Below are 22,336 nucleotides of genomic sequence, written 5' to 3' on the forward strand. Positions count from 1 at the left end.
AATTACAATTAAAATACAGTTAAAAATCCATGATAAATTTCATGGATTTGATTATAGGACAAGTTGCTGCAAATAAAGCTGTAATTTAATTAAATCTAAATATAGGTGGTATCAGATATGCAATATTTATATATATTTTTTATTTTCTCATTCACAGGAATCTTTTTTGATCTTTTAAGATTAATTATTATAAAGGTTCTGTCTTTTGAAGCGGAAGAAGTAACAATTTTTATGGGCCCAAAATTATTCAGTACAACCATTGGAATTACTAAATTTAATCTAAAAGCAATCCCCGGTGGTTCATACATAAAACTAAAGGATACATTTATTGATGAAGCCAGTAGGTTTGAAAAAATATTAATAGCATATTTACCTCAAATTCTATTGCTTATAGCAGCTTTTTGTGTAATGTTCAATTCACAAAATTATGTTTATACTATGTCCAGTAAATTATTAATTATAGTAAATGGATTATCCTTAATTTTTTCAATTAAATCTAATAAATGTGATGTGTTTTAGTGTGTTTAAGATAATTTGCTTTATTTACGATAAGATTCATTTATAACAAAAAACCTCCTTGTGTTTAATGGAAGCGAGAAGCAACCATTAACAAGGAGGTTTTCTTAAGAAATTAGAGAGGAGATTATTATGGCTATTATTGGAATAGATTTAGGAACTACAAACAGTTTAGCTGCTGTTTGGAAAGATGGACAAGTAGAAATTATACCAAATGTTCTAAAAAAACATTCAACGCCCTCCATTGTAAGCGTTGATGAAAATAATGAAATTTTAATTGGAGATGTGGCAAAAGAAAGACTTATTACTCACCCCCAGTCCACAGCATGCAACTTTAAAAGATTTATGGGATCATCAAAAAAATTTAATTTAGGATCTTATACATTTACACCTGAAGAATTATCTTCATTTATTTTAAAATCATTAAAAGAAGATGCAGAAAAATACATAGGTGAAGACGTTGTAGAAGCAGTTATAAGCGTCCCTGCTTATTTTAATGATGCTCAACGTAAGGCAACTAAAAGAGCTGGTGAACTTGCAGGGCTTAAAGTTGAAAGATTAATTAGTGAGCCAACAGCAGCTGCCGTAGCCTATGGATTGCATCAGAAAAATGATGAAACACAGTTTTTAGTATTTGATTTAGGTGGAGGAACTTTTGACATATCAATACTGGAACTTTTTGAAGGTGTAATGGAAGTAAAATCTATAGCTGGGGACAATTATTTAGGCGGTGAAGATTTTAATAAACTACTTGTTGATTATTTTTTACAAGAAAATGATTTAGATTTAAAAGTATTAGATAAAAAGACATTATCAGCTTTACACAAACAAGCTGAACTTTGCAAAAGATCATTGTCAAGCCAAGAAAATGCAACTATGAGTTTAACTATAAATGAAAAGTGTTTTGAAATTGAAATTAATAGAAACAAATTTGCAAAAATATGTTCAGAAATAATTTTAAGGTTACGCCATCCAGTGGAAAGAGCTCTTAAGGATGCTGACATATCACCGTCAGAAATTGAAGCCATTATCTTGATTGGCGGAAGTACAAGAATGCCTCTAGTGAGATCTGTAGTTAGCAAAATGTTTAATAAATTACCATATTCTAATATAGACCCGGATGAAGCAGTAGCATTAGGCGCAGCAATACAAGCAGCTTTGAAATCGAGAAATTCGGATTTAAAAGAATTGGTATTAACGGATGTATGTCCATATACTTTAGGAGTGGAAATAGTAAATGATTTAGGGGATGGCAATTATGAACCAGGATATTTCCTACCTATAATTGAAAGAAATTCGCCAATACCAATAAGTAAAGTTGAACAATTAGTAACTATTAGAGACAATCAAACTCGTATGGCGATTAATGTATACCAAGGTGAAAGCAGGCGAGTTGAAAATAACATAAAACTTGGCCAATTAGAAATTTCAGTACCTCGTGGAAAAGCAGCTGAACAAGCAGTAGCCCTTAGATATACATATGATATAAATGGATTATTAGAAGTAGAAACTACTTTGGCAAGTACAGGAGAAAAGAAAGCATTAATAATTCAAAACTCAGAAAACTCAATGTCTGATGAGGAAATTAGAGAGCGTATGATAGAACTTAGTGATATAAAAATTCATCCAAGAGATAAAACTGAAAATAGATTGCTCTTGGCTAGAGGGGAAAGATTATATGAAGAATCCCTTGGAGATAAGCGAGAATACATAGCAGCATTGCTAGATTCCTTTGAAAAAATTTTATTAACTCAAGATCCTAGACTTATAGAAAAAAATGCAAAGTTACTTGCTGAAAGATTAGATGAATTGGAGACGTATTATTAATTATGAAGTGGTGGGAAACTTTAGGAATATCCTATGATAGTGATTTAAAAACCATAAAAAAAGCTTATGCAAAATTATTAAAAATATATAATCCAGAAGAAGACCCTGAAGGCTATCAAAGACTTAGGGAAGCATATGATAAAGCTATAAAAGATGTTAAGAATACTAATAGACAACAAAATTCACATGTTAACTTAGTTGAAAATATCAGTGATGATTTATACACAAGTGAATCGGATGTTGATGAATGGGATACTGATGATTGGAATGTAGATGAAACCATAGTTAAAAAGCAATACCAAAATATCGATAACGATTATGAAGAACAGTATACCAATAGTACTAATGAAAAAATAGAAGAATTTTTAAATAAACTAAATGAAATTTGTACTGATAATTCTTTGAAGGAAAATACTGAAGCTTGGGAAGAATTATTAAACATGGATGTGGTTTGGAATGTGTATACCGCTCCTATTATAGAAGATTGTATGTTTGAATTTTTACTAAGCCACAAAGATTTGCCTCTAAATATATGGCATATATTAGAGCATAATTTTAATTGGATTAAAAAAGAAGAATCTTTATATAAAAAATATGATGAAGATGTGGTTGAAGAAGTTCTTAAGGTCTTAAAAAATATTAGTCAGTTTAAATATGAATATATAAAAGAAATGAACCTAAACTCTATTGAAAAATATTTATCATTGCGACACCAAGGTTGTGAAGCATTAAAAATTAGGGATTATTATGAAGCACGAGAATGTTTATTTTCAGCTTATGAAATATTTACTCATGATGGAGAATTATTAAAATTAATAGGTGAATTCTATTATAAAACTGGAGATTTGGATAAATCCTTAGAATTTTATAAATTATCTTTTGAGATAAATAAATTTGACTTAGATGTTGCTTTATGGATTGGAAGCATTTTAGGAAAAAAGGATTACTTTGCAGAAGCTTTGCCATATTTTGAAATGTGCCTATCCGCCAACAGTAACGATTTAGTAGCATTAAATAGTATAGCATACTGCTATTACTTTACTGGTAATTTAATAAAAGCAAAGGTAAGTTTTGAAAGAGCACTAGAGCTTCAACCTAAAAATAGAAGAATGCAAAAGTGTCTAAAAACTATAGAAGCAGAACTAGAAGGAAAGAAAGTTAAACCTTTAAAATTAAAAAAGCGTAACCCTCACAAGAAAAGGATTGTTAAAAAGCAAAAACCAGAACCCTTTATGAAAAAATCAAGAACTATATGGATTGCAATTCTTATGGCATCAATAGTTGTATTGTCTGCATTAATTTTTGTTTTTGACGATACTGCTGATGATTATGCTACTGAAGAAACTATAGAATACCAATATAAAAATAATTCAAGAGATGAAATAATTTATGATGAAGATGAGACAGTTTTTAAAAACATAAAAATTAGAGACGATTTGCGCAGCATAGACGATTACATTAATTTGCGAATATATTTAGATAAAGTAATACCAACAGATTATTTCAAACTATCAGAAGAATTTGAAGGTAAGACTATAGTATCGCAAACAGAAATTAAAGATAATAATCTACGAGATAAGATTGAAAGCCAATTATTTGTAGGAATTTTTAGCGATGGCGCTACATTATTTACAGATAAAAATTATAAAAAAGATACTTTAAATAAAAATGCTAAATATAAAATAGAAGGCGCTATGTGTAGAATTGATAAAGAGATTTCAGAAGATATTAAAACAAAATTTGAAACTCATAATCAAAGTGGCAAAACCTGGACAAATCAAATGTATATAGATTGCTCACCAAAAGAAGTTGAAAGGTTACGAAAATATAATGAATCTTTTGAAATACGTAATGGCAGAAAGCTTAAAGTTTCAAAGACATTAAAAGAATTTAAAGAAAGTAATTATGGCGCATTGCATTCTATATATGTAAAAAATATTATACCTCTTAATCTTTATGTCAATGTTGATGAAAATGGTAAATTTGATTTTTGTTCAAAAGAAGAACTAAATGGACAAAGTTTTAATGACAAAATATACACTCAAGCCTTTGTTGGTGAAATTGATGAAAAAAATGTGATGTTTATAGATAAAGATTTTTCAATAAATAATGTAGATAGTAACAGAGGATATAACATCGAGGGCTACAAGTACAAATTCAAAACAAAAGAACCCATAAAGGCACCAACTGAGAAAGGTCAAAATGTTAATTCAGTGGAGATTGATCCGAGTTTTCTGCATAATTCAAACAGTAAAAATAGTGGCTAGCTACTATTTTTAAATATTAATTTAAATAGTGATCCCAGTTGCCTAAGCAACTAGAATTGTATACTATAGGGTGCTACCAGTACCCTATTTTTATTTTGCTCATTTATCCGATGACTAGCATCCGTAATACTCCCATCGCACTCTGTGAAAGCGATTCACATAAAATCAAAGATTTTAGTTCTCTGCTTTTCTACAAGTGGGAGATATTAGAACTCTTGAGCTTCAGCGATTTAGAGTTCTTATGCTGTGCATAACGGATGCTACGTCCCTGGATAAGTTCTTCTAAGCTTCAGTTGGAGTAAGTATTCCTTTTAAGCAAACTCCATCTGAGGCTAAGAATCACTTGATGGTACGGCTCTCCATAACTAAATCAAGTGTGATTTTCAATTTTATAAATCATTGAATTCTATCATTATCGTTTATCTTAGAATTAGACCTAGGGACAGTAAAAAGGCAGGTTAACCAAGGCTCAAATTACCAACAAAAAAGCATAAAAAAAACATAGCCAAGCCTCAAAATATAAGTTGAACTTTTACAAATAACTTATAAAAGGTTTATGCATCTTCTATCTTTTTACCTTGGTTAATGTATATTTTTATCGAACTACGAAGACAATAATTTTAGTTATATATCTAGGGAGTTGATATTAATGACAGTAGCATCAAATATAAAACAAACATTAGCTAGTTTAAAAGGCATTGAAAGCACCTTGAGGATTTATTCAGTTCAAAGCAGAAATGAAGAAGAAAAAAAGGTATATAAAAAAGAATTACAAACAGTGGAATCCGTTATAAAGGATATAGAAGACAGATTAAAAACTTTAGAATTTGAAGAGCCACAATATAAAGGGAAGTAGAGGTGAGATAATGTGCAAAGCTTCTTCATGGTATTGTTAAGAGTTATAATTTTATATTTTTTAACTTTAGTGATAATTAGGTTCATGGGCAGAACTACTTTATGGAAGACCACAGCTTTTAAATTTGTAAGCTATATGGTGATTGCCATCATGGTTTCATTAATATCCTTAGGGCTAATACCAAATATGGCTTTTGGCTTTGTGGCTTTAGGTGTTTGGTTTTTATTTACTATAGCTTTGGATTATCTAGCTATAAAAAGCAAGTGGATTCATGATGTTATAAATGGAAGGGAAATTGTATTAATAAAAGACGGAAAAGTAATGGAAGAAAACCTACAGGAAGTTAGATATACAGGGGAAGAGCTATTAAGAGAACTAAGATCTAAGAATGCTTTTAACTTGTCTGATGTGGAATTTGCACTTATGGAAGACACAGGAGAGGTAAATGTTTTGTTAAAGTCAGAGAAGAAACCTATTACTCCAAAGGATTTAAATATAGAGGTGGCCCCAATGTCTGAACCTCAAACGGTGATACTAGATGGAACTGTGTTGGATGAATCCTTAACAAGTATAGGACTTAATAGAGAGTGGTTAAATACTCAATTATCTAATGCAGGAGTGTCTATAGACAATGTGTTTATTGGTCAGGTAAATTCTTCAGGAGATTTATACATAGATTTATTTGATGATTTAATAGAGGTTCAAAAGCCTCAAGTTAAAGAGCTGCTTTATGCAACTATTTCAAAGGTACACGCAGACCTTCTTAGCTTTTCCTTAGAAACCGAAGATTCAAAAGCTAAGAAGATGTACTCAGATAATGCTAATAAAATTAAGAAAGTAATAGATAAACTGGAACCATACTTACTAAGGTAGAAGGGGGTAAATTTATGTCAGATAAGAAAAAGAAAAAACTAACGCCTACACAGCAAGAATATCAAGACTTTGCGAAGGATAGAGAACCTAAAAGGCCAGTTTTTAAAAATTGTTTAAGAGCTTTTCTGGTGGGAGGGCTTATATGCCTATTTGGCCAGGTTTTGCAATGGGCTTTTATAAAGTACTTAGGATTTAATGAAAAAACTGTGGGAGGCCCTACATCAGCAATTTTAATAATAATTTCTGTTTTACTAACAGGCTTTGGAGTATATGACCATATTGCTCAGTGGTCTGGAGCTGGTACTGCTGTTCCTGTTACTGGTTTTGCCAACACTATGGCTTCGGCAGCTATAGAACATAAAACAGAAGGCTATGTGCTTGGTGTGGGAGGTAATATGTTTAAATTGTCAGGGTCAGTAATTGTTTTTGGAGTTTTCTCAGCTTTTGTTGTGTCTATAGTAAAAATAACTATTAAGTGGTTAGGTGGGATGTAAATGCTTAAAGGTCATCAAACATGGGTTTTCGAATCAAATCCAGTGATAATTGCCTCAGCTGCCGTGGGAGGCGCCTTTGAAGCCCAGGGGGCCATAGCAGATGATTTTGACTGTCTTCATGAAGACATGTGGTTAGGGCAAGAAAGCTTTGAAAAGGCAGAAAAAAAGTTATTGGAAGAAGCCTGCGAAACAGCCATTAGTAAGGGAAAGATGAAAAAAGAGGATGTTCAATTTTTTATAAGTGGTGATTTGATGAATCAAATCATATCCAGTAGCTTTGCGGCTCGTACATTAGGTATGCCTTTCTTAGGAATTTTTGGCGCTTGCTCAAGTTCTATGGAAGGTCTTGCCTTAGCATCCTTATTGGTGGATAGTAAGGCTGCGGAGTACGTAGTAACAGGAGCCTCCAGTCATAATGTAGCAGCAGAAAAGCAATTTAGATATCCTACAGAATATGGTGGGCAAAAGCCTCCTACAGCTCAATGGACAGTAACAGGAGCAGGGGCAGCTTTAGTAGCTCAAAAAGGAGAGGGACCTAGGGTAACCTCAGCCACCATTGGAAGAATAGTAGATATGGGGATTTCAGACCCATTTAACATGGGGTCAGCTATGGCTCCTGCTGCTGTGGATACCATAGAAGCACATTTTAGAGATTTAGGAATAAATCCTTCTTACTACGATTTAATTGCCACAGGAGATTTGGCAAGTGTTGGACATAAAATTGCAGGGGATTTATTAGCTAAGCACGGATTAGAAATACCAAGAGAAATATTTACTGATTGCGGTTTATTGATATATAAGAAGGATCAGCCAGTAATGGCTGGCGGAAGCGGATGTGCCTGTTCTGCTACTGTTACCTACGGGCACCTTCTTAATCGTATGAGAAAAGGAGAATTAAAAAGAATATTGGTGGTTGCTACAGGGGCATTGCTATCTCCTTTATCCTATCAGCAAAAGGAAAGCATTCCTTGTATTGCTCATGCAGTATCTATTGAGATATAAAAGAGGTGTATAAAATTGGCAATTTTTATTTGGTCTTTTATAATAGGTGGAGCTATATGTGTAATAGGACAGATCATGATGGATGTTTTTAAGCTTACACCTGCTCATACTATGAGTACATTAGTGGTAGTTGGAGCCATATTGGGAGGATTAGGCTGGTATGACCCATTGGTAAAATTCGCCGGAGCTGGAGCATCTGTGCCAATAAGCAGCTTTGGAAATTCTTTGGTGAAAGGTGCTTTAATGGAAGCTGAACAAACAGGTATTATTGGAGTGCTTACCGGTATATTTGAGATAACTAGTTCCGGAATATCCGCAGCTATAATTTTTGCATTTTTAGCATCAATAGTATTTAAACCTAAAGGTTAGCACATAATATCCTTGAAAGGAGGTGAAGGTTATGACAGTAGGATCACAAATGCAGCAGGCTATAGCTGGAGTTCAATCAGCAGCAGCTACAATGAAAACTTTTGCACTGGAAACAGACGATACATCAGCTAAAAAAGACTTTCAACAATTAGCCAAAACTTTTGAAGATGCCTTAAAAGTTTTAGAAGGAAGACAAAAGTACATTGAACGTCAAGAACCACAATACAAAGATCAATAGAAGTTCTTGGGCTTTATGCTTATACTAACATAGAAAAGAGAAGATAAAAAATTTAAATCTTCTCTTTTTATTTTAAACAAAAAACTAATTTTTTAATAGATCATTATTCAAACTTTCTTATATTATCGTACCTTATTGTATTCCATATTAATTATACACTTTTTCTTATTGATACCTTATAGCCTAAGTTAACTATTAAATTATACAAAATATTAGCTTTTGATTTTCTTAATCGAGCAGTTATTGATTTCAATGAATAGAAATTCCTTCTAAACCACATGTATCCGTCAAATAATTCCTCTGCACTCATATTTTTAGGTTGAAAGGCCACCTTAGTCTTGCCATTATAATATGACCAATCCTCTGTTAATAATCGTCCTTCTTCCTTTAATTGATAATATAATGGTGTCTTCGGTAGTGGTGTTAGTATGCTAACTGTAGCACCATCGATTCCTAGATAATTACACATATCTAGTGTTCTTTTAAATACTTCTTTTTTATCGGTATCAAATCCAAAAATTATTCCAGCTTGTACACAAATTCCATATTTATGAACAGAATCTATTAACTCTTTATATTTATCTACATTATTTAATCCCTTATTTACACTCTCTAGAGTTTCTTTTGAAAAAGACTCTAATCCCACAAAGAAATAAATACACCCTGCTTTTTTAGCTAACATCAATAATTCCTTATCCTTACATCTTTCTAAAGTAACCTGAGCTGCCCATTTCTTATTTAATTTAATAAGCTCTTTTAATAGTTCTTTTGCATATTCAATGTCTCCAAAGAAATTGTCATCCCAAAAGACAAAAAATTTACTTTTACTACTTTTAATATCTTCTATCACTTCATCTATTGGTCTTTTCCTAAAGGAGTCCTGATATATTTGCTTTAAATTGCAATAGCTACAGTTATAAGGACATCCTCTTGTTGCAAAAACTGCACCTTTAGTAAACCATCTTCCTTTTATTAAATCTCTTCTTGGTATTGGTACCATTTCTAGAGTTGGAGTATTTAAGCATTTATATTCACTCTTATAATTTCCATAATAAAATTCCTCTAAAAACCTTGGCCAACTATCTTCAGCTTCTCCTATAATTACTACATCACAGTAATTTTTTACTTCCTCTGGCAAAAGAGTTGCATGAGGCCCTCCAAAAACAACCTTGCTCCCTTTACTTCTAAATATTTTTGAAATATTGTAGCAATGAGGTGCATTTGCAGTATTAACTGTAATTACAACTAAATCATACTGGTTTTCAAAAGGTATTTTTTGATTATATTCATCTATTAATGTAATTTTATATTTATTTTCATCAATAAATGCGGCTAAATATGGCATCGTTATTTGTATAAAGTTATTTATCTGCCTTTTTCTAAATCTATTAATTTCCTTATTTTCAGGAGTTATCATTAATATACTCTTCTTCATGTTCCCTCCAGATAATAATCGATTGCATATGCCTTGTTTTCAATTAATTTTTTATAAAAATTAAGATAGACTCAAATTTACTAAGAGTAAAGTTAAACCTTTTTTTGATTTTTGTTTTCCAAATTTTTTATTTATAGCTAACAGCCTTCTAATTATATAATCATTTTTATTTTAATATATTAACCTATACAAATTGGAATTTACAAAGAAACACAAAACTGATATTTATCGCGCAGTTTTACTTTGCTTCATCAATCTTTTTGATGGTATCTTCACGAACAGCTCGTCTTAAAGATTTCAAATAATCGGAGAACGCAACCTTATCATCTGCGTAGGTTAAATTGAGTTCAAATTCTTTCGGAATCCAAGTAGACAAGTCGGACACATTGTGCTGAATCAATGCTTCAAGGCCATCAATGGATTTGTAAATTTGAGCTTCAACTGTTTTACGCTCTGCCATTTCCTCATAAAGTTCTCGCATTTCTACTGCATATTCCTCTGGTAAGGAATGAACCCAGCTATACAGCAGATTTTCTTCGGCCTGCTCGTGGGCTTGGTTCTTTTCAAAAGTAGGAATATCTCCAGTAAAACATTCTCCCAAGTCGTGAATAATGCACATTCTGATAACTTTATCCATATCAGCTTCGGGGAACTCATCCCTCATAAAGAAAGCCATCAAGGTCATCATCCAACTATGTTCTGCAACACTCTCGTGTCTGCCTTTTGAAGTATAGCAATGGCGAGTTGTATCTTTCAGCCTTTCGGCGACCAATAATGCATCCAATAATTTTCTTGCTTCCATATTCATTCCCTCCACAAATTACTAATTTATCTATTTACATTTTTCCAAATACTTACTAAATAATTATAACATAAGCCAACGACACTTTTAATATCATTGGCTTACTTTTATCTTTTAATTTTAGTTGTCCATAGATACGTTTCACCGTATCGCTTCTAAGTTAGTTTATAGACTTCTGGAAATCTACTAAAGACGGTTCTGAATTGTACACAAAACTCATGGAGAAGAAGGATTTTTTTAAGTTTACTCTATTATAGCAGGAACAATATATTCATTAATAAGTATTCCCCTATCCTTGGGATTCATGATGAATTCTGACGCGATTGCTATGACTAAATCTTTTTCTGGAATGCAACAAATAACATTGCCTCCATCACCTAATGCCAAGTATGCAGGAACTCCTTTATCTTCAAGCAGCCACCACAAATAACCATATTTTGCTACAGAATTATTGATTATCGTTTGGGAATGAGGAGTTATAGATTCATTAATCCACCTCTCTGAAATAATAGGCTCATCCTCCCAAATACCGCCATTCATATATAAAAATCCAAAACGCGCCATATCACGGGGAGTTAGCGTAAGTCCCCATCCTCCTGTGGAGTTACCCTTTTGATCGCTAACCCATCCTTTTACATCCTTTCCAAACAAGTCATCAAATCCAAATGATTTCATCTCATAATTAGGTATTTCCTTCATGCCTATGTGTTTAAATAATCTCTCGTTAGCAAACTCACGAGCGCTTTTCTCTGTGCTTCGAGAGATTATGACTGAAAGCAAATGTGCTCCTGCAGTAGAGTACTTAAAGTCTCCAATATTTCCACCTTGACCCAACATATCAAGAGTATATTTTGTCCAGTCAGTCTGCATACACATCTTGTCCAAAGGTTCCTGCCAGTCTTCAAATGAATAAGGAGCTGTCATAGTAAGAAGATTTTCTATGGTGATTTCTCCTTTCTTTGGGTCATCAGAATTAACAACATACTCTGGGAAAAAATCTAACACCTTTTGTTCTACATCTTTAATATATCCATCATCTATTGCAATACCAATGAGGGCAGATATTATGCTTTTTGTTACGGATGCCACATGATGTGCATTGTCAGTACCATATCCATTAAAATATCTTTCATAAGCCACATATCCATTTCTTACAATTACGATACCGTTTATATTGCTAAACTCTGATTTTATTATAGCTTCGAGTTTTGAAAGCTTTCCGGAGTCCATCTTCAATGTTTCTGGGTCTGCAGCTTGCCATTCTTTAGTTGGCCAATAGTTTCTTTTCATGATAAATACCTCCTAAAAACATTACTATTTTTTCTTTACAGGGAAATACACTTCAGTAATATTTTCCTCTGGAACTTTGATTTCATAAGGATTAGTTAAATATATTTCGTATGGTGAGTTCACCAATTCATACCCTTCATTTTCTACCCATTCCCTTAGTTTAGCAAATACCGATGTTAATTCTGAATATGAACCCTTTAAAACAGACTTGGCACAAAGTCCTCCCGCTAAATCCCTCGTACCCTTTACAACCTCTTTTATTGGCATAGCAAACTCTGTATCGTTACCAGCAGGATTATATTCAGAGCTGTGATAAATAGTCATAGGTGTACCAACTAAAGTAAGTTTTTCAGTAGCAATCTTTTCATACAACCTGCTAAAATACTTTCCATATCCTTCAGCATAGTCATAACTGCTCATACTCTTTCTCATATAAAGGATATTTTGAGGCTGGATTTCAACAAGTTGTACCTCTATATCATCAAGGTACGCCATAAGTGGGATACCCTTTTCTAAATTTAAAATATCATGGTTAATTTGCTTTAGGGTATATTTAAAATCACTTAGCTTTTCCTCTATTTCATTTTTCTTTTTATTAAAAGCGGAACAAAGTTTTTCTTCTGCTTGATCCTCTTCTAATTCTAGGATGACTTTGATTTCCTCTAGAGAAAAATTGTAAGACTTCAAACGGTTTATAAAAATCATCTTTTTTAGCTGCCCAATGCAATAATACCTATAACCGGTTTTAGCATTAATCTCATCGGGATTAACTAATCCAATTTCCTCATAATATCTCAGTGTTTTTGCAGATACTTTACATATCTTTGAGAATTCTCCAATAGATAACAAGAAACCAACTCCATTCTTAATATTTTTATATCAAGTGAATTCTTTAAATATAGATATCTTATTCACTTTTACTATACACCTTTCCCAAAGGACAAAGTCAACTACAAAATAAAAAGCACCACTCTATGAAAGAATAGTGCTTAAGCAATTCTATTTTTGTTCTTTAGGTTCAAATTTCATTTCTACTCCCGACCATGAATCTAAAGATATCTTTAAATCTCCAATTTCTTTTTCTTTAGTTGTAGCTATGACACCTCTAAAGCATTCATCAAAAAATTCTTCAAATTCTTTTGTCTCTACATTTGGCTCACATACATCAAATACAGCATCTGCATATTTTTTAAAATTTTTAATTTCACTTTTACTAAAGGTAGTTGTTGTCAAAGATCCTTTATCTTCTTTTGTTCCGCCTCGTAATTTAATTGCGACCTCCATAAGCTTACCATTTTCACTATTAGATTTAGCACTAATCATGCATACATCTAGGGCTTCTATGTAAAGATACACATCTTCACCTTTTTCTGAATTTGCTTTTACTGCACCTGTACTTTTAGTCTCTAATTTCTTGCCTTTAAATTCTTCAATTTTTTCATTGTTTCCAATTCTATCGTTGAAATAATTCTTAAATTCTTCACCAGTAAATGTATAGCTTTGTCCATCAACTCTGCTTGCCGTAGGCTCTTTTTCTTTTTCTTTTGCTCCACAACCAACTAATAAACCTATTGCCAGGCAACCAATAATACAAATTTTTAACTTCTTTTTCATTTTAATTTTGTCCCCCAATTCTGTACATCAATACTATTTGTCTAAATATATCCAAATTTGTGGTATAACTATTTAATTATAGCATATAATGTATTTCATTTCAAATTAAGTCATTACAGTAAAATGATACATTGACGTATTCGTTGCTTATAAAACTAGCCTTAGCTATTAATTTTTCTTAGCTAAGACTAGTTTTCTTCTTTATTAAAATTCAACTATTCTTGAGCACCCGATATAATAAGTATTTTCTTGATTGAGTAATTCTTCTATTTGTTACACTAATATAAGAGGTCAAAAAAGAGATAGCTGTTCATTATCAGATTTATTTAATTTTTCTTTCATTGGCTTTGAATAGCTACCCGAAAGATTGTATTTACCTTTTAATTCATTAACCATCATGTATAGCTTATCTTTATATTCCTTATTGGCACCGCCTGTTTTATATAATGTTTGCAACGGCACATACAAATGCGGAAACTCCTTTTCTATAAAATCAAAGAATACCAAACGGGTCTTGCCCCTTAGATAAAGTACTCCAGGTAGAACATAACTAACCCTAGAATCAGCAGCATTAGAGTACAGAGCATCAACATTCTCTCTTCCATCTGTTATATATGGGATGATTGGCATAAAGTGAAGTCCCGTGGACGCCTTTGTCTTTGAGAATTCCTTTAACATAGCAAATCTTTTAAGAGAATCCACACCACTTGGTTCTATTTTTCTACGAATATTTTCATCCATACAAGTAATGGTTGCTGCAACATTGACATAAGTAATGGAGCTGAGTTCTGCGATCAAATCATAATCCCGCAAAATCAAATCTGATTTTGTGGAAATGATACAAGGGGTTTTGTATTTTATCATTAACCTTAGAATATCTGGCATTATTTTATACTGTTCCTCTATTGGCTGATAGCTGTCGGTTACGCCACCAATATTGACGACTTCCCTATTCCATAAAGGACTGCTGAGCTGCTCTTCCAACCGTTCAACAATATTAGTTTTAACATATATATCCTCAAAATATTGCTCAGAACCTACGTATTCATGTGAGTACATGGCATAACAGTATTTACAGCCATGCTCACAGCCACGGTATATATTCAAATCCCATGCAAAGGGAATTTTTCTTTTTAGTTTATTACAAGCCGCAGTACAAGTGATTTCTTTATAATTAGCCATTCTTTTACCTCCTAAAATCATGGATTATATAAACAGTTGATATGTAATTTGATGTAATATCACTCAATTATATTTATATTTTTTAACCATAGTAAGCCATATTTTATTTTCTATATTTATTTTATAACTTTTTAAACAAAAAACCTCTCTTTTAATGCACTAAATTGAGAGGTACAATCTTCTTTTTTATGGTTATCTTATTACCCCAATAGATTTAACTCATATATTTCTTCAACCACTGTCTGAAAAATTGTAGTTGTTCTTCGGTGTGGAAATAGTGTTCTCCATTCTCCATCACTTGTAAATCACAGTTAAAGCCTTTTGCAAACTTAGATACCACATCAAACTCACATAAGTTATCATTTGAACCGTAGAGAATTGAAGTTGGATTATTCCATTGATCAATAGGGTGTTCTTTCACATAACAGTAATAATCCCAGTAAAGTGTCTGTCCCATAGGTGTTGAAATTTCTTTTTCTTCTTTTAGCCTGTTCTCACTTACATTACACCATGTCATCATATTATTTATTATACGTTCCATATTTACCACAGGAGAAAGAAATAAACACTGTTTCAATGAATGATGTTTATACGCTAATAGGCTAAAATATGCTCCCATACTACAGGCAAATACACTTATATTATTTGATATTGATTGTGCATAACGCATAATGATATTAAGGTCTCCGATACAGTTTTGAACTTTGCAAGGATAGTTTTCCCCCTTACGGTCACCATGTTCAGGCAAATCGAAGCTAAGTACTTGATAACCTCTTGTTGTTGCCTCTTCTGCAAATACCACAATTAAGTCATCTTCTTTATTTGACATATTGCCATGTACCACTATAAATAATTTATCTGATTTGTTCCCCCACAAAATTGCAGGAATATTCTCTATTTTTAAATTTTGCTTTATCATCATAATTTCTCCTTTATGAAACGCAAATAAGTTATAACTTTATAATTCCTTATTTAAAGTTTCAATGTTTTGATTTTTAATAACAAATAATTAATGTTAGCTTTTAAAATATTTTCCTAATAAAATTATAACACTATATTTCCTAATTTATCTAGTTTATAAATGATTCTGTAGCAGAATTATCCATAAAAAAACTCTTACCCATATTGCTAAGGTAAGAGTTTTCAATCTATAATATCTTTTCTAGTTTTTAATTTAAAATCTTCACATGTATATTATTCATTAGACTTTAATGCATCAATCATGTTAATATTCTTTAACTTAATATGCATCATAATCATAACTATTATCGAGAACAGTATAGTTATCAAGGCAGAGAATATATAACTATCTATGAAAATATTAGGATACATCATCATAGTATCAGTTTCTGCCGTACTAATTATAAAAGCATGTAGTATTTTTCCTAAAAATGAACCTGTGAGTACTCCTAAGAGTGTTAATATCATGCTTTCTCTTAAAATATACATAGTAACCTCATTATCAAAAAATCCAAGTACTTTTATAGTGGATAATTCTCTTATACGTTCTGATACATTTATATTATTTAAGTTGTATAAAACTACAAAAGCAAGACATCCTGCTGCTAATATTATTACTAACATAACTATGTTCATATTAGCAGTTGACTCTTCAGCGGATTTTTGTATTTTTGATGTTGATGTAACGTTTATGACATTTTCACAGCCCAAAAGCTTTGAAGAAATTTCATCAACATCATATTTATTTTTATCAAAATTCAAAAGTTGAGTATTGTATCTAACTTTTTTATCAAATATTTTTTCATAATGCGATGGTGACATGTACATATGGTGCATAATATAATTTTCAACTATTTTATTTACTTTCACATCATAAGAATTATTCTCTTCATCTTTTATAGTTATTGTATCTCCAACAGATGCTCCTAAAAGTCTGGCTAACTTCTCATTAATAATAACACCATCATCTGATATTTCATATTTTTCACCTGACACCCTATCATTTAATAGTATAAACTGATCTATCTTCTCTACATCTTGCGGTACATACAGAGTAACTGTTTGTTTATTCATACCCTCTTTACTAAATATTACTGATTCTTGATGTATATTTAAGTTATTCTCATATCCAGTTATTTGATTTAAAATATCTTCATACTCTTTATAACCTTCTTCAGTAGAATCTTCATTGAATACTACCATAGCTTCATATCTCCATAACTTACTAAATTGCTTTTCTATAATACTTGTATTTGAGTATTTAAGTCCAAACCCCGTAACAAGTATGGCCATACAACCAGCGATCCCTAGTACTGTCATTACCATACGTTGCTTATATCTAAAAATATTTCTTAATGTCACCTTATGATTAAAATTAAGTCTTTTCCATAGTAGTGTAATTTCCTCTAAGAATATCTTCTTACCTAGTTTTGGAGCTTTTGCTTTCATAAGATTAGCTGGTTTACTTTTCAATTCAACCCTTATAACAAATACAGCTGCTCCAACTGTACATAATATTGATATTACCATAGATTGAATAATATAAGATGGATAATAATGTATAATTAATTTTGGTAAACTGTATAAACTTCCATAGGCATTACTGATTATAACTGGCAGAAAACTACATCCAATTAATATTCCCAATATACACCCAGAAATACTTGCTAATGCAGCATATATTATAAACTTCCAAGATATTTGTAAATCATCGTATCCTAAAGCTTTTAAAGTACCTATTTCTAATCGATTTTCCTCTACCATTCTTGTCATTGTTGTTAAACAAATTAATACTGATAATAAAAAGAAAAATACTGGAAACACTGAAGCAATATTATCTAAAGCATTAATTGAATCTTTATATCCCGAATATCCTGGATTATCATTTCTATCAAAGAAGTAGTACTTACTTTTATCTAAATTTTTAAGATTTTCTTTTTCTTCCTTTTCAACTTCTTTTTTAGCATCTAATAGTTTTTGTTTATTTTTATTTATTTCTTTTTCACCTTCTATTAGTTTTTGCTCTGATTCATTTAATTCTTTTATTGCTTTATCAAGTTCTTCTTCCCCTTGTATTTTGCCTTCTTCAAGTTCTTTTGCTCCTTTTAAAAGTTCAATATTTGCATTATCTAATTGCTTTTGAGCCTCTTCAAGCTGAACTCTACTATTATTAAATATCTCTAACTGCTTCTCATATTGGGATTTACCTTGTTGATATTCAGTAATTCCTGCTACTAATAATTGTAAATTAGACATATTATCATTTACAGTTTTGGCCATAACATCTAGTGATTTATATATGTTAATAGCAATATCTAAATTTTTAGGATTTCTTTCTAGTTCATGAATTAGTCCAGCTATATCACTTAAACCTAAATTAGATATAACACTTTTCCAATACTGTATCTTTTGGGGAGGTATCTCTCCATCCTCTTTAATATTTTTAACCGTACCCTTTATATCACTAGAAAGTAAATTGATTGAATTAAATAACTTTCTAAGATCTTCTATTTTATATTCTAATTCACTTACACTCTTTTCAGGATCAATTCCTTGATTTAAAAATTCTTTCTTAACTTTATCAAGCTCACCTTTTGATTCATAAAGTTGTTTTTTTCCTTCTTCAAATTTTTCTTTTTCTTTATTAAGTTCTGCTTGACCTATTTCTAATTTCTTTTCACCTGATGAAAGATCTGCTTCACCGTCTTTAATTTTTTCTTGAAACTCTATTAATGATTGGTTGTACTGATTTTTGCCTTCTTTAATTTTTTCTTTTCCATCTTCTATTTCTCTTTGTGCCTTTAGAAGTTTTGTTTCATTATCTTCTATTTCTTTATAGGCTTTATCAAATTCTTTTTCTACTTCTGTCTTTATTTCTTCAACTCTATCTATTGTTCTATTTGAATATAAACTTTCAAGATATTGGGTATTTTTCTCCATTCTATCTTTATATTCATCACTATAAGCATCGAGTCCTTGTACATTTTTAAATCTTACATAGATTTCCGTATATACATCCATTGATATATCCGAGCTATTTAATACTGCAAAGTAATCAATAGTACCTTTACCAACAGAAGTTGTACCTCTTGATTCCTTTTCAATATACATTGGACTTCTTACAATACCAACGATTTTAAATGTGGTCTTTTTAAAAGACTTCATTATGTCTTCGTCAGTATCAATTACAAATTCGTCTCCAATCTTCATATTCTTATTTAATTTCAAAGCTTGTTCATCTAAGGCTATTTCTCCACTTTTTTCAGGTAACCTGCCTTCCACAACAATGAAGTTATTTATGTTATTTTTATTGTCATACTCCATGAATCTTAATACATTGCTCATATTTGCAAGGTTTGCATCTATACTGCGTGTGCCATAAAAATCTAATATTTCATCATTGTTTCTAAGTACCTCTATATCTTCATCATTTAGTCCAAGACTTGATACAATCTTACTATCCATAAGATTATAGGTACTGTATAGATTATTCATAGTTTTATTCATATCAGGTCCTGCTGATTTTATGCCAGAATAAAAAGCCACCCCTAAAAATATAATTGTTAATATTGAAATAAATCGTGCTTTTGATGATAAAATTTCCCTTGCTATTGATTTCTTATATGCTTTAATCTGCATCCCAAGTCCACCTCTACCATTCAATCTCTTCAACTGTAATAGGATTATCATTTATATCAATGCTTCTAACCTTTGCGTCATTGATTCTAATAATCCTATCAGCCATTGGTGCGATCGCTGAGTTATGAGTTATGACTATAACTGTCGTCCCCATTTCTCTACAAGTATCTTGTAGGGTTTTTAAGACTTGTTTTCCTGTATTATAGTCAAGAGCACCAGTTGGCTCATCACAAAGCAATAACTTAGGATTTTTTGCAATTGCCCTTGCAATAGAAACCCTTTGTTGCTCTCCTCCTGATAATTGAGCTGGGAAATTATCCTTTCTATGTTTAAGTCCTACTACTTCAAGGGTTTTGTCTACATCTAATGCATTGTTGCAAATCTGCGTAGCAAGTTCTACATTTTCTTTAGCTGTTAGATTTTGTACTAAATTATAAAATTGAAACACAAATCCTACATCGTCTCTTCTATATTTAGTAAGCTGTTTATTATTAAATTGAGATATGTCAGTATTATCGATTACTATTTTTCCTTCATCACAACTATCCATTCCTCCAAGAATATTAAGTATAGTGGATTTTCCAGCACCACTGGGACCTAATATAACGACAAATTCTCCTTTTTCAACAGAAAATGTAACTCCGTTGTTTGCCACAACCATATTTTCTCCAATCTTATATTCTTTGTATACATTAAGAATATTTATATACGACATCTTATACCTCCATTTACTCTCCTTTAAATCTATATACTCAGAGTTATTAAATAGACACATTGTTCACTTTATAGTACAATAAATAGTATAAGTTAATAGATACTTATAAACAATAATCACATAATTTCTTAACGTTATTAAATAGACATAAAAATTAAATCTGTTTATTAAATAACATGTAATAAACAGATTATTTTAAGGAGAACATATATGGCAGGTATTAAAGGAAACCGTAGAGTTTTATATACTAAGAAAACCATTAAAGATAGCTTAATTAAACTACTTGAAACTAAAGAAATCCATCAGATTACTGTTACTGATATATGCAAAAACGCAGATATTAATAGAGGAACTTTTTATGCTCATTATAAAGATGCCTTTGATTTACTTCAGTCTATGGAAGATGAACTATTTAATCAAATTCTTGATTATATTGATGAGACTCCAGTAGAAGAGTATAGTGATTCCCTATTACTTAAAGTTATTGAGTTGATTTCAGAAAATAAAGATTTATGTAAGGTCCTACTTTGCAATCAAAGAGACAATAAGATTCTAGATCGATTAATCTATGTTGCTAGTAAAACAGAGATTGAACAGATATATAGTAATTCAAATGAATTTACTAAAGCTCATTTGAATTACTATATAAGGTATGTTGTTGGTGGTTGTATTTCAATCATTCAAGCTTGGTTGGAAAATGATTTACCTGAATCCCCCAGTGAACTTGTTAAAATAATTAACACCGTAAATAAATTAAGTATTGAATATTACAAGTAATTTTATATGACTAGTTTTAAAACCTATAACTTTTATAATAAAATTTATTCCCTTTGTAGTTAGTAATTTATTTATGGTACGGTTCACCATAACACCTTCAAGTGTGATTTTATTCTACTTACTCCACTTATAGTTTTCTCTTATATAATGTCACTAATTACAAAAACTCTAAATTTTATCTGCATTAGGGCTTCTACTTTGATAACAACATTTGATGTCTAACCTCTCATAGGAGTGTTTCTAGCTTTTTAAGGAAGAACAAAATGACAGGACTCTCTAATAAATCAACTCTCCTACTTTATAGCCGTCAGGCAATTCTTCTTCACTTAAAAATTTGAAATTGTCATCATGTAGTATTGCTAAAAATGCTTCATATGGAATCCTGGAAAACTCACAGGCATAATTACTGGCTCCGAACCACCTACCCTCTTTGCTGCTCAAATTTAAATCTCTGGCAAACTTTGTATAGTTTGAGCAATCATGAACTACTAAATCCCACTTTTCTTCATCGGCTATTTTCATGAATTTCAAAGTTAATTCCCTACTCCAAATTGGAGATATATAGCCATGTCTGGAAATATACATATCTTCCCCATAATAATTGTCTATGTTATTCTCATTTAAATGTAATTCTGCACAATTGATAAAATCGAGTTTTGTCCCTAAGATCGCTTGCTTTTTCTTAAAAAAATCTTCAAAAAACTCAGGAGTCATTGGAGTTTCAATACCTACATTTTTAATATATTTTTTCGCTATTCCAATATTTTCAATAACTTTGTCTGAACACTTAGAAGCACCTAGGTTGAAACGTATCTCGTTAAGACCGGCCTTACCTAATGCTTTCAATGTCTCTTCCGTAGCTAAAATGCCATTTGTATATAGATGTTGATGAATTTGAGCATCACTAAATTTCTCTATTACCGAATAGTATTTTTCAATTTCCATGAATGGCTCTAAATAAACGTAGGCAATGCCCGTGGGTTTCTGGTGGATGGAAAGAAGTAAATCAATATCCTTCTCATAAAATTTTGTGTCTCCAATTTGCCACATACCTTCGCCAATTGGTGGAATATGTTCTAGTTCGCCATAGTTGTAACAGAACTTACACTCTATGTTACATTTGTTCGTTTTCCTAATTGCACTCAAACCAGTGCCCAACAGACAAGAACGACATCCTTCTGGGAATTTGCTTTCATCTCCCACAAAAAAAGTTCTATTCTTTAAAGTTTTCAAACCTTTAATTTTCGACATTAGCATATCATTTCTATGATCAATGGTTTCCTCAATTTGTGCAAAGGTAGAGTAAATGATTTCTTGTTGTTTTGTCATTGGTTCCTCATCCTCTGGCAATATTGAAAAAAATTCAAACCATATCAACGCATCTTTCTTTGAAATTTTCATAACATGTCCTCCTCTAGTTAATTATCCTAAAGATTCAATTCAAATCTTCCTGCTATGCTTGTTCACATATTCTTCTTCA

The 22,336-nt window shown here is 31.4% G+C and carries 20 protein-coding genes; 10 read left to right on the forward strand and 10 right to left on the reverse strand.

The window, feature by feature from the left end:
• Nucleotides 1-117 precede the first annotated feature (117 nt).
• The 9 genes from RYO54_RS10695 (at nucleotide 118) to RYO54_RS10735 (ending at nucleotide 8,442) form a co-directional block, all read left to right on the forward strand.
• Nucleotides 118-519, forward strand: coding sequence for a hypothetical protein (locus RYO54_RS10695; protein WP_315118447.1), 402 nt, complete (start codon nucleotides 118-120; stop codon nucleotides 517-519).
• Between the two features lie 129 nt (nucleotides 520-648).
• A complete protein-coding gene (locus RYO54_RS10700) occupies nucleotides 649-2,343 on the forward strand; it encodes a molecular chaperone HscC (protein WP_315118448.1) in 1,695 nt (564 codons plus the stop codon).
• Between the two features lie 2 nt (nucleotides 2,344-2,345).
• Nucleotides 2,346-4,610, forward strand: coding sequence for a hypothetical protein (locus RYO54_RS10705; protein WP_315118450.1), 2,265 nt, complete (start codon nucleotides 2,346-2,348; stop codon nucleotides 4,608-4,610).
• A 649-nt stretch (nucleotides 4,611-5,259) separates the two neighbouring features.
• On the forward strand, nucleotides 5,260-5,466 hold the full coding sequence (locus tag RYO54_RS10710; RefSeq protein ID WP_315118451.1) for a DUF1657 domain-containing protein: 207 nt from the start codon (nucleotides 5,260-5,262) through the stop codon (nucleotides 5,464-5,466).
• 27 nt (nucleotides 5,467-5,493) lie between these two features.
• Entirely contained in the window at nucleotides 5,494-6,339 is an 846-nt protein-coding gene (locus RYO54_RS10715; RefSeq protein ID WP_399549366.1) for a DUF421 domain-containing protein, read from the forward strand.
• A gap of 14 nt (nucleotides 6,340-6,353) precedes the next feature.
• Nucleotides 6,354-6,833, forward strand: coding sequence for a stage V sporulation protein AC (gene spoVAC, locus RYO54_RS10720; protein WP_315118455.1), 480 nt, complete (start codon nucleotides 6,354-6,356; stop codon nucleotides 6,831-6,833).
• Entirely contained in the window at nucleotides 6,834-7,835 is a 1,002-nt protein-coding gene (gene spoVAD / locus RYO54_RS10725) for a stage V sporulation protein AD (protein ID WP_315118457.1), read from the forward strand.
• Nucleotides 7,836-7,850: 15 nt separating this feature from the next.
• Complete coding sequence (spoVAE, locus tag RYO54_RS10730) at nucleotides 7,851-8,204, forward strand: stage V sporulation protein AE (protein WP_315118459.1); 354 nt, start codon at nucleotides 7,851-7,853, stop codon at nucleotides 8,202-8,204.
• 31 nt (nucleotides 8,205-8,235) lie between these two features.
• The gene (locus RYO54_RS10735; protein ID WP_315118461.1) at nucleotides 8,236-8,442 is read left to right on the forward strand and encodes a DUF1657 domain-containing protein; all 207 of its coding nucleotides are present in this window, start codon (nucleotides 8,236-8,238) and stop codon (nucleotides 8,440-8,442) included.
• A 151-nt stretch (nucleotides 8,443-8,593) separates the two neighbouring features.
• On the opposite strand, the gene RYO54_RS10740 is transcribed toward RYO54_RS10735, so the two are convergent.
• The 9 genes from RYO54_RS10740 to RYO54_RS10780 form a co-directional block, all read right to left on the reverse strand.
• Nucleotides 8,594-9,877 carry a B12-binding domain-containing radical SAM protein gene (locus RYO54_RS10740; RefSeq protein WP_315118462.1) on the reverse strand — a complete coding sequence of 428 codons (1,284 nt, stop codon included), beginning with the start codon at nucleotides 9,875-9,877 and terminating at the stop codon, nucleotides 8,594-8,596.
• Between the two features lie 238 nt (nucleotides 9,878-10,115).
• Nucleotides 10,116-10,679 carry an HD domain-containing protein gene (locus RYO54_RS10745; RefSeq protein ID WP_315118464.1) on the reverse strand — a complete coding sequence of 188 codons (564 nt, stop codon included), beginning with the start codon at nucleotides 10,677-10,679 and terminating at the stop codon, nucleotides 10,116-10,118.
• A 243-nt stretch (nucleotides 10,680-10,922) separates the two neighbouring features.
• Entirely contained in the window at nucleotides 10,923-11,969 is a 1,047-nt protein-coding gene (locus RYO54_RS10750) for a serine hydrolase (protein WP_315118466.1), read from the reverse strand.
• Between the two features lie 24 nt (nucleotides 11,970-11,993).
• Nucleotides 11,994-12,818: a GyrI-like domain-containing protein gene (locus RYO54_RS10755; RefSeq protein WP_315118468.1), complete on the reverse strand. Its 825-nt coding sequence runs from the start codon at nucleotides 12,816-12,818 to the stop codon at nucleotides 11,994-11,996.
• A 150-nt stretch (nucleotides 12,819-12,968) separates the two neighbouring features.
• On the reverse strand, nucleotides 12,969-13,583 hold the full coding sequence (locus tag RYO54_RS10760) for a hypothetical protein (protein ID WP_315118470.1): 615 nt from the start codon (nucleotides 13,581-13,583) through the stop codon (nucleotides 12,969-12,971).
• 291 nt (nucleotides 13,584-13,874) lie between these two features.
• The gene (locus RYO54_RS10765) at nucleotides 13,875-14,786 is read right to left on the reverse strand and encodes a radical SAM protein (RefSeq protein WP_315118471.1); all 912 of its coding nucleotides are present in this window, start codon (nucleotides 14,784-14,786) and stop codon (nucleotides 13,875-13,877) included.
• A 193-nt stretch (nucleotides 14,787-14,979) separates the two neighbouring features.
• Nucleotides 14,980-15,684 (reverse strand): alpha/beta hydrolase, encoded by a 705-nt coding sequence (locus RYO54_RS10770; RefSeq protein ID WP_315118472.1) that lies wholly within the window; start codon nucleotides 15,682-15,684, stop codon nucleotides 14,980-14,982.
• 275 nt (nucleotides 15,685-15,959) lie between these two features.
• Nucleotides 15,960-19,358: an FtsX-like permease family protein gene (locus tag RYO54_RS10775; protein ID WP_315118513.1), complete on the reverse strand. Its 3,399-nt coding sequence runs from the start codon at nucleotides 19,356-19,358 to the stop codon at nucleotides 15,960-15,962.
• 19 nt (nucleotides 19,359-19,377) lie between these two features.
• On the reverse strand, nucleotides 19,378-20,079 hold the full coding sequence (locus RYO54_RS10780; RefSeq protein ID WP_315118474.1) for an ABC transporter ATP-binding protein: 702 nt from the start codon (nucleotides 20,077-20,079) through the stop codon (nucleotides 19,378-19,380).
• 210 nt (nucleotides 20,080-20,289) lie between these two features.
• Between RYO54_RS10780 and RYO54_RS10785 the strand changes: the two genes are divergently transcribed.
• On the forward strand, nucleotides 20,290-20,856 hold the full coding sequence (locus tag RYO54_RS10785; protein WP_315118476.1) for a TetR/AcrR family transcriptional regulator: 567 nt from the start codon (nucleotides 20,290-20,292) through the stop codon (nucleotides 20,854-20,856).
• A 276-nt stretch (nucleotides 20,857-21,132) separates the two neighbouring features.
• On the opposite strand, the gene RYO54_RS10790 is transcribed toward RYO54_RS10785, so the two are convergent.
• Complete coding sequence (locus RYO54_RS10790; protein WP_315118478.1) at nucleotides 21,133-22,257, reverse strand: radical SAM protein; 1,125 nt, start codon at nucleotides 22,255-22,257, stop codon at nucleotides 21,133-21,135.
• Between the last annotated feature and the right edge of the window lie 79 nt (nucleotides 22,258-22,336).

Source organism: uncultured Clostridium sp., assembly GCF_963515715.1.
Taxonomy (GTDB): domain Bacteria; phylum Bacillota; class Clostridia; order Clostridiales; family Clostridiaceae; genus Clostridium_AW.

What these genes read in the sequence shown, in the direction of transcription:
- RYO54_RS10740 (WP_315118462.1), bottom strand. Translation starts at nt 9,877, where the DNA reads ATGAAGAAGAGTATATTAATGATAACTCCTGAAAATAAGGAAATTAAT.
- RYO54_RS10785 (WP_315118476.1), top strand. Translation starts at nt 20,290, where the DNA reads ATGGCAGGTATTAAAGGAAACCGTAGAGTTTTATATACTAAGAAAACC.
- RYO54_RS10750 (WP_315118466.1), bottom strand. Translation starts at nt 11,969, where the DNA reads ATGAAAAGAAACTATTGGCCAACTAAAGAATGGCAAGCTGCAGACCCA.
- RYO54_RS10770 (WP_315118472.1), bottom strand. Translation starts at nt 15,684, where the DNA reads ATGATAAAGCAAAATTTAAAAATAGAGAATATTCCTGCAATTTTGTGG.
- RYO54_RS10735 (WP_315118461.1), top strand. Translation starts at nt 8,236, where the DNA reads ATGACAGTAGGATCACAAATGCAGCAGGCTATAGCTGGAGTTCAATCA.
- RYO54_RS10710 (WP_315118451.1), top strand. Translation starts at nt 5,260, where the DNA reads ATGACAGTAGCATCAAATATAAAACAAACATTAGCTAGTTTAAAAGGC.
- spoVAD (WP_315118457.1), top strand. Translation starts at nt 6,834, where the DNA reads ATGCTTAAAGGTCATCAAACATGGGTTTTCGAATCAAATCCAGTGATA.
- RYO54_RS10765 (WP_315118471.1), bottom strand. Translation starts at nt 14,786, where the DNA reads ATGATTTTAGGAGGTAAAAGAATGGCTAATTATAAAGAAATCACTTGT.
- RYO54_RS10715 (WP_399549366.1), top strand. Translation starts at nt 5,494, where the DNA reads ATGGTATTGTTAAGAGTTATAATTTTATATTTTTTAACTTTAGTGATA.
- RYO54_RS10700 (WP_315118448.1), top strand. Translation starts at nt 649, where the DNA reads ATGGCTATTATTGGAATAGATTTAGGAACTACAAACAGTTTAGCTGCT.
- RYO54_RS10745 (WP_315118464.1), bottom strand. Translation starts at nt 10,679, where the DNA reads ATGGAAGCAAGAAAATTATTGGATGCATTATTGGTCGCCGAAAGGCTG.
- spoVAC (WP_315118455.1), top strand. Translation starts at nt 6,354, where the DNA reads ATGTCAGATAAGAAAAAGAAAAAACTAACGCCTACACAGCAAGAATAT.
- RYO54_RS10760 (WP_315118470.1), bottom strand. Translation starts at nt 13,583, where the DNA reads ATGAAAAAGAAGTTAAAAATTTGTATTATTGGTTGCCTGGCAATAGGT.
- RYO54_RS10780 (WP_315118474.1), bottom strand. Translation starts at nt 20,079, where the DNA reads ATGTCGTATATAAATATTCTTAATGTATACAAAGAATATAAGATTGGA.
- RYO54_RS10705 (WP_315118450.1), top strand. Translation starts at nt 2,346, where the DNA reads ATGAAGTGGTGGGAAACTTTAGGAATATCCTATGATAGTGATTTAAAA.
- RYO54_RS10695 (WP_315118447.1), top strand. Translation starts at nt 118, where the DNA reads ATGCAATATTTATATATATTTTTTATTTTCTCATTCACAGGAATCTTT.
- RYO54_RS10790 (WP_315118478.1), bottom strand. Translation starts at nt 22,257, where the DNA reads ATGAAAATTTCAAAGAAAGATGCGTTGATATGGTTTGAATTTTTTTCA.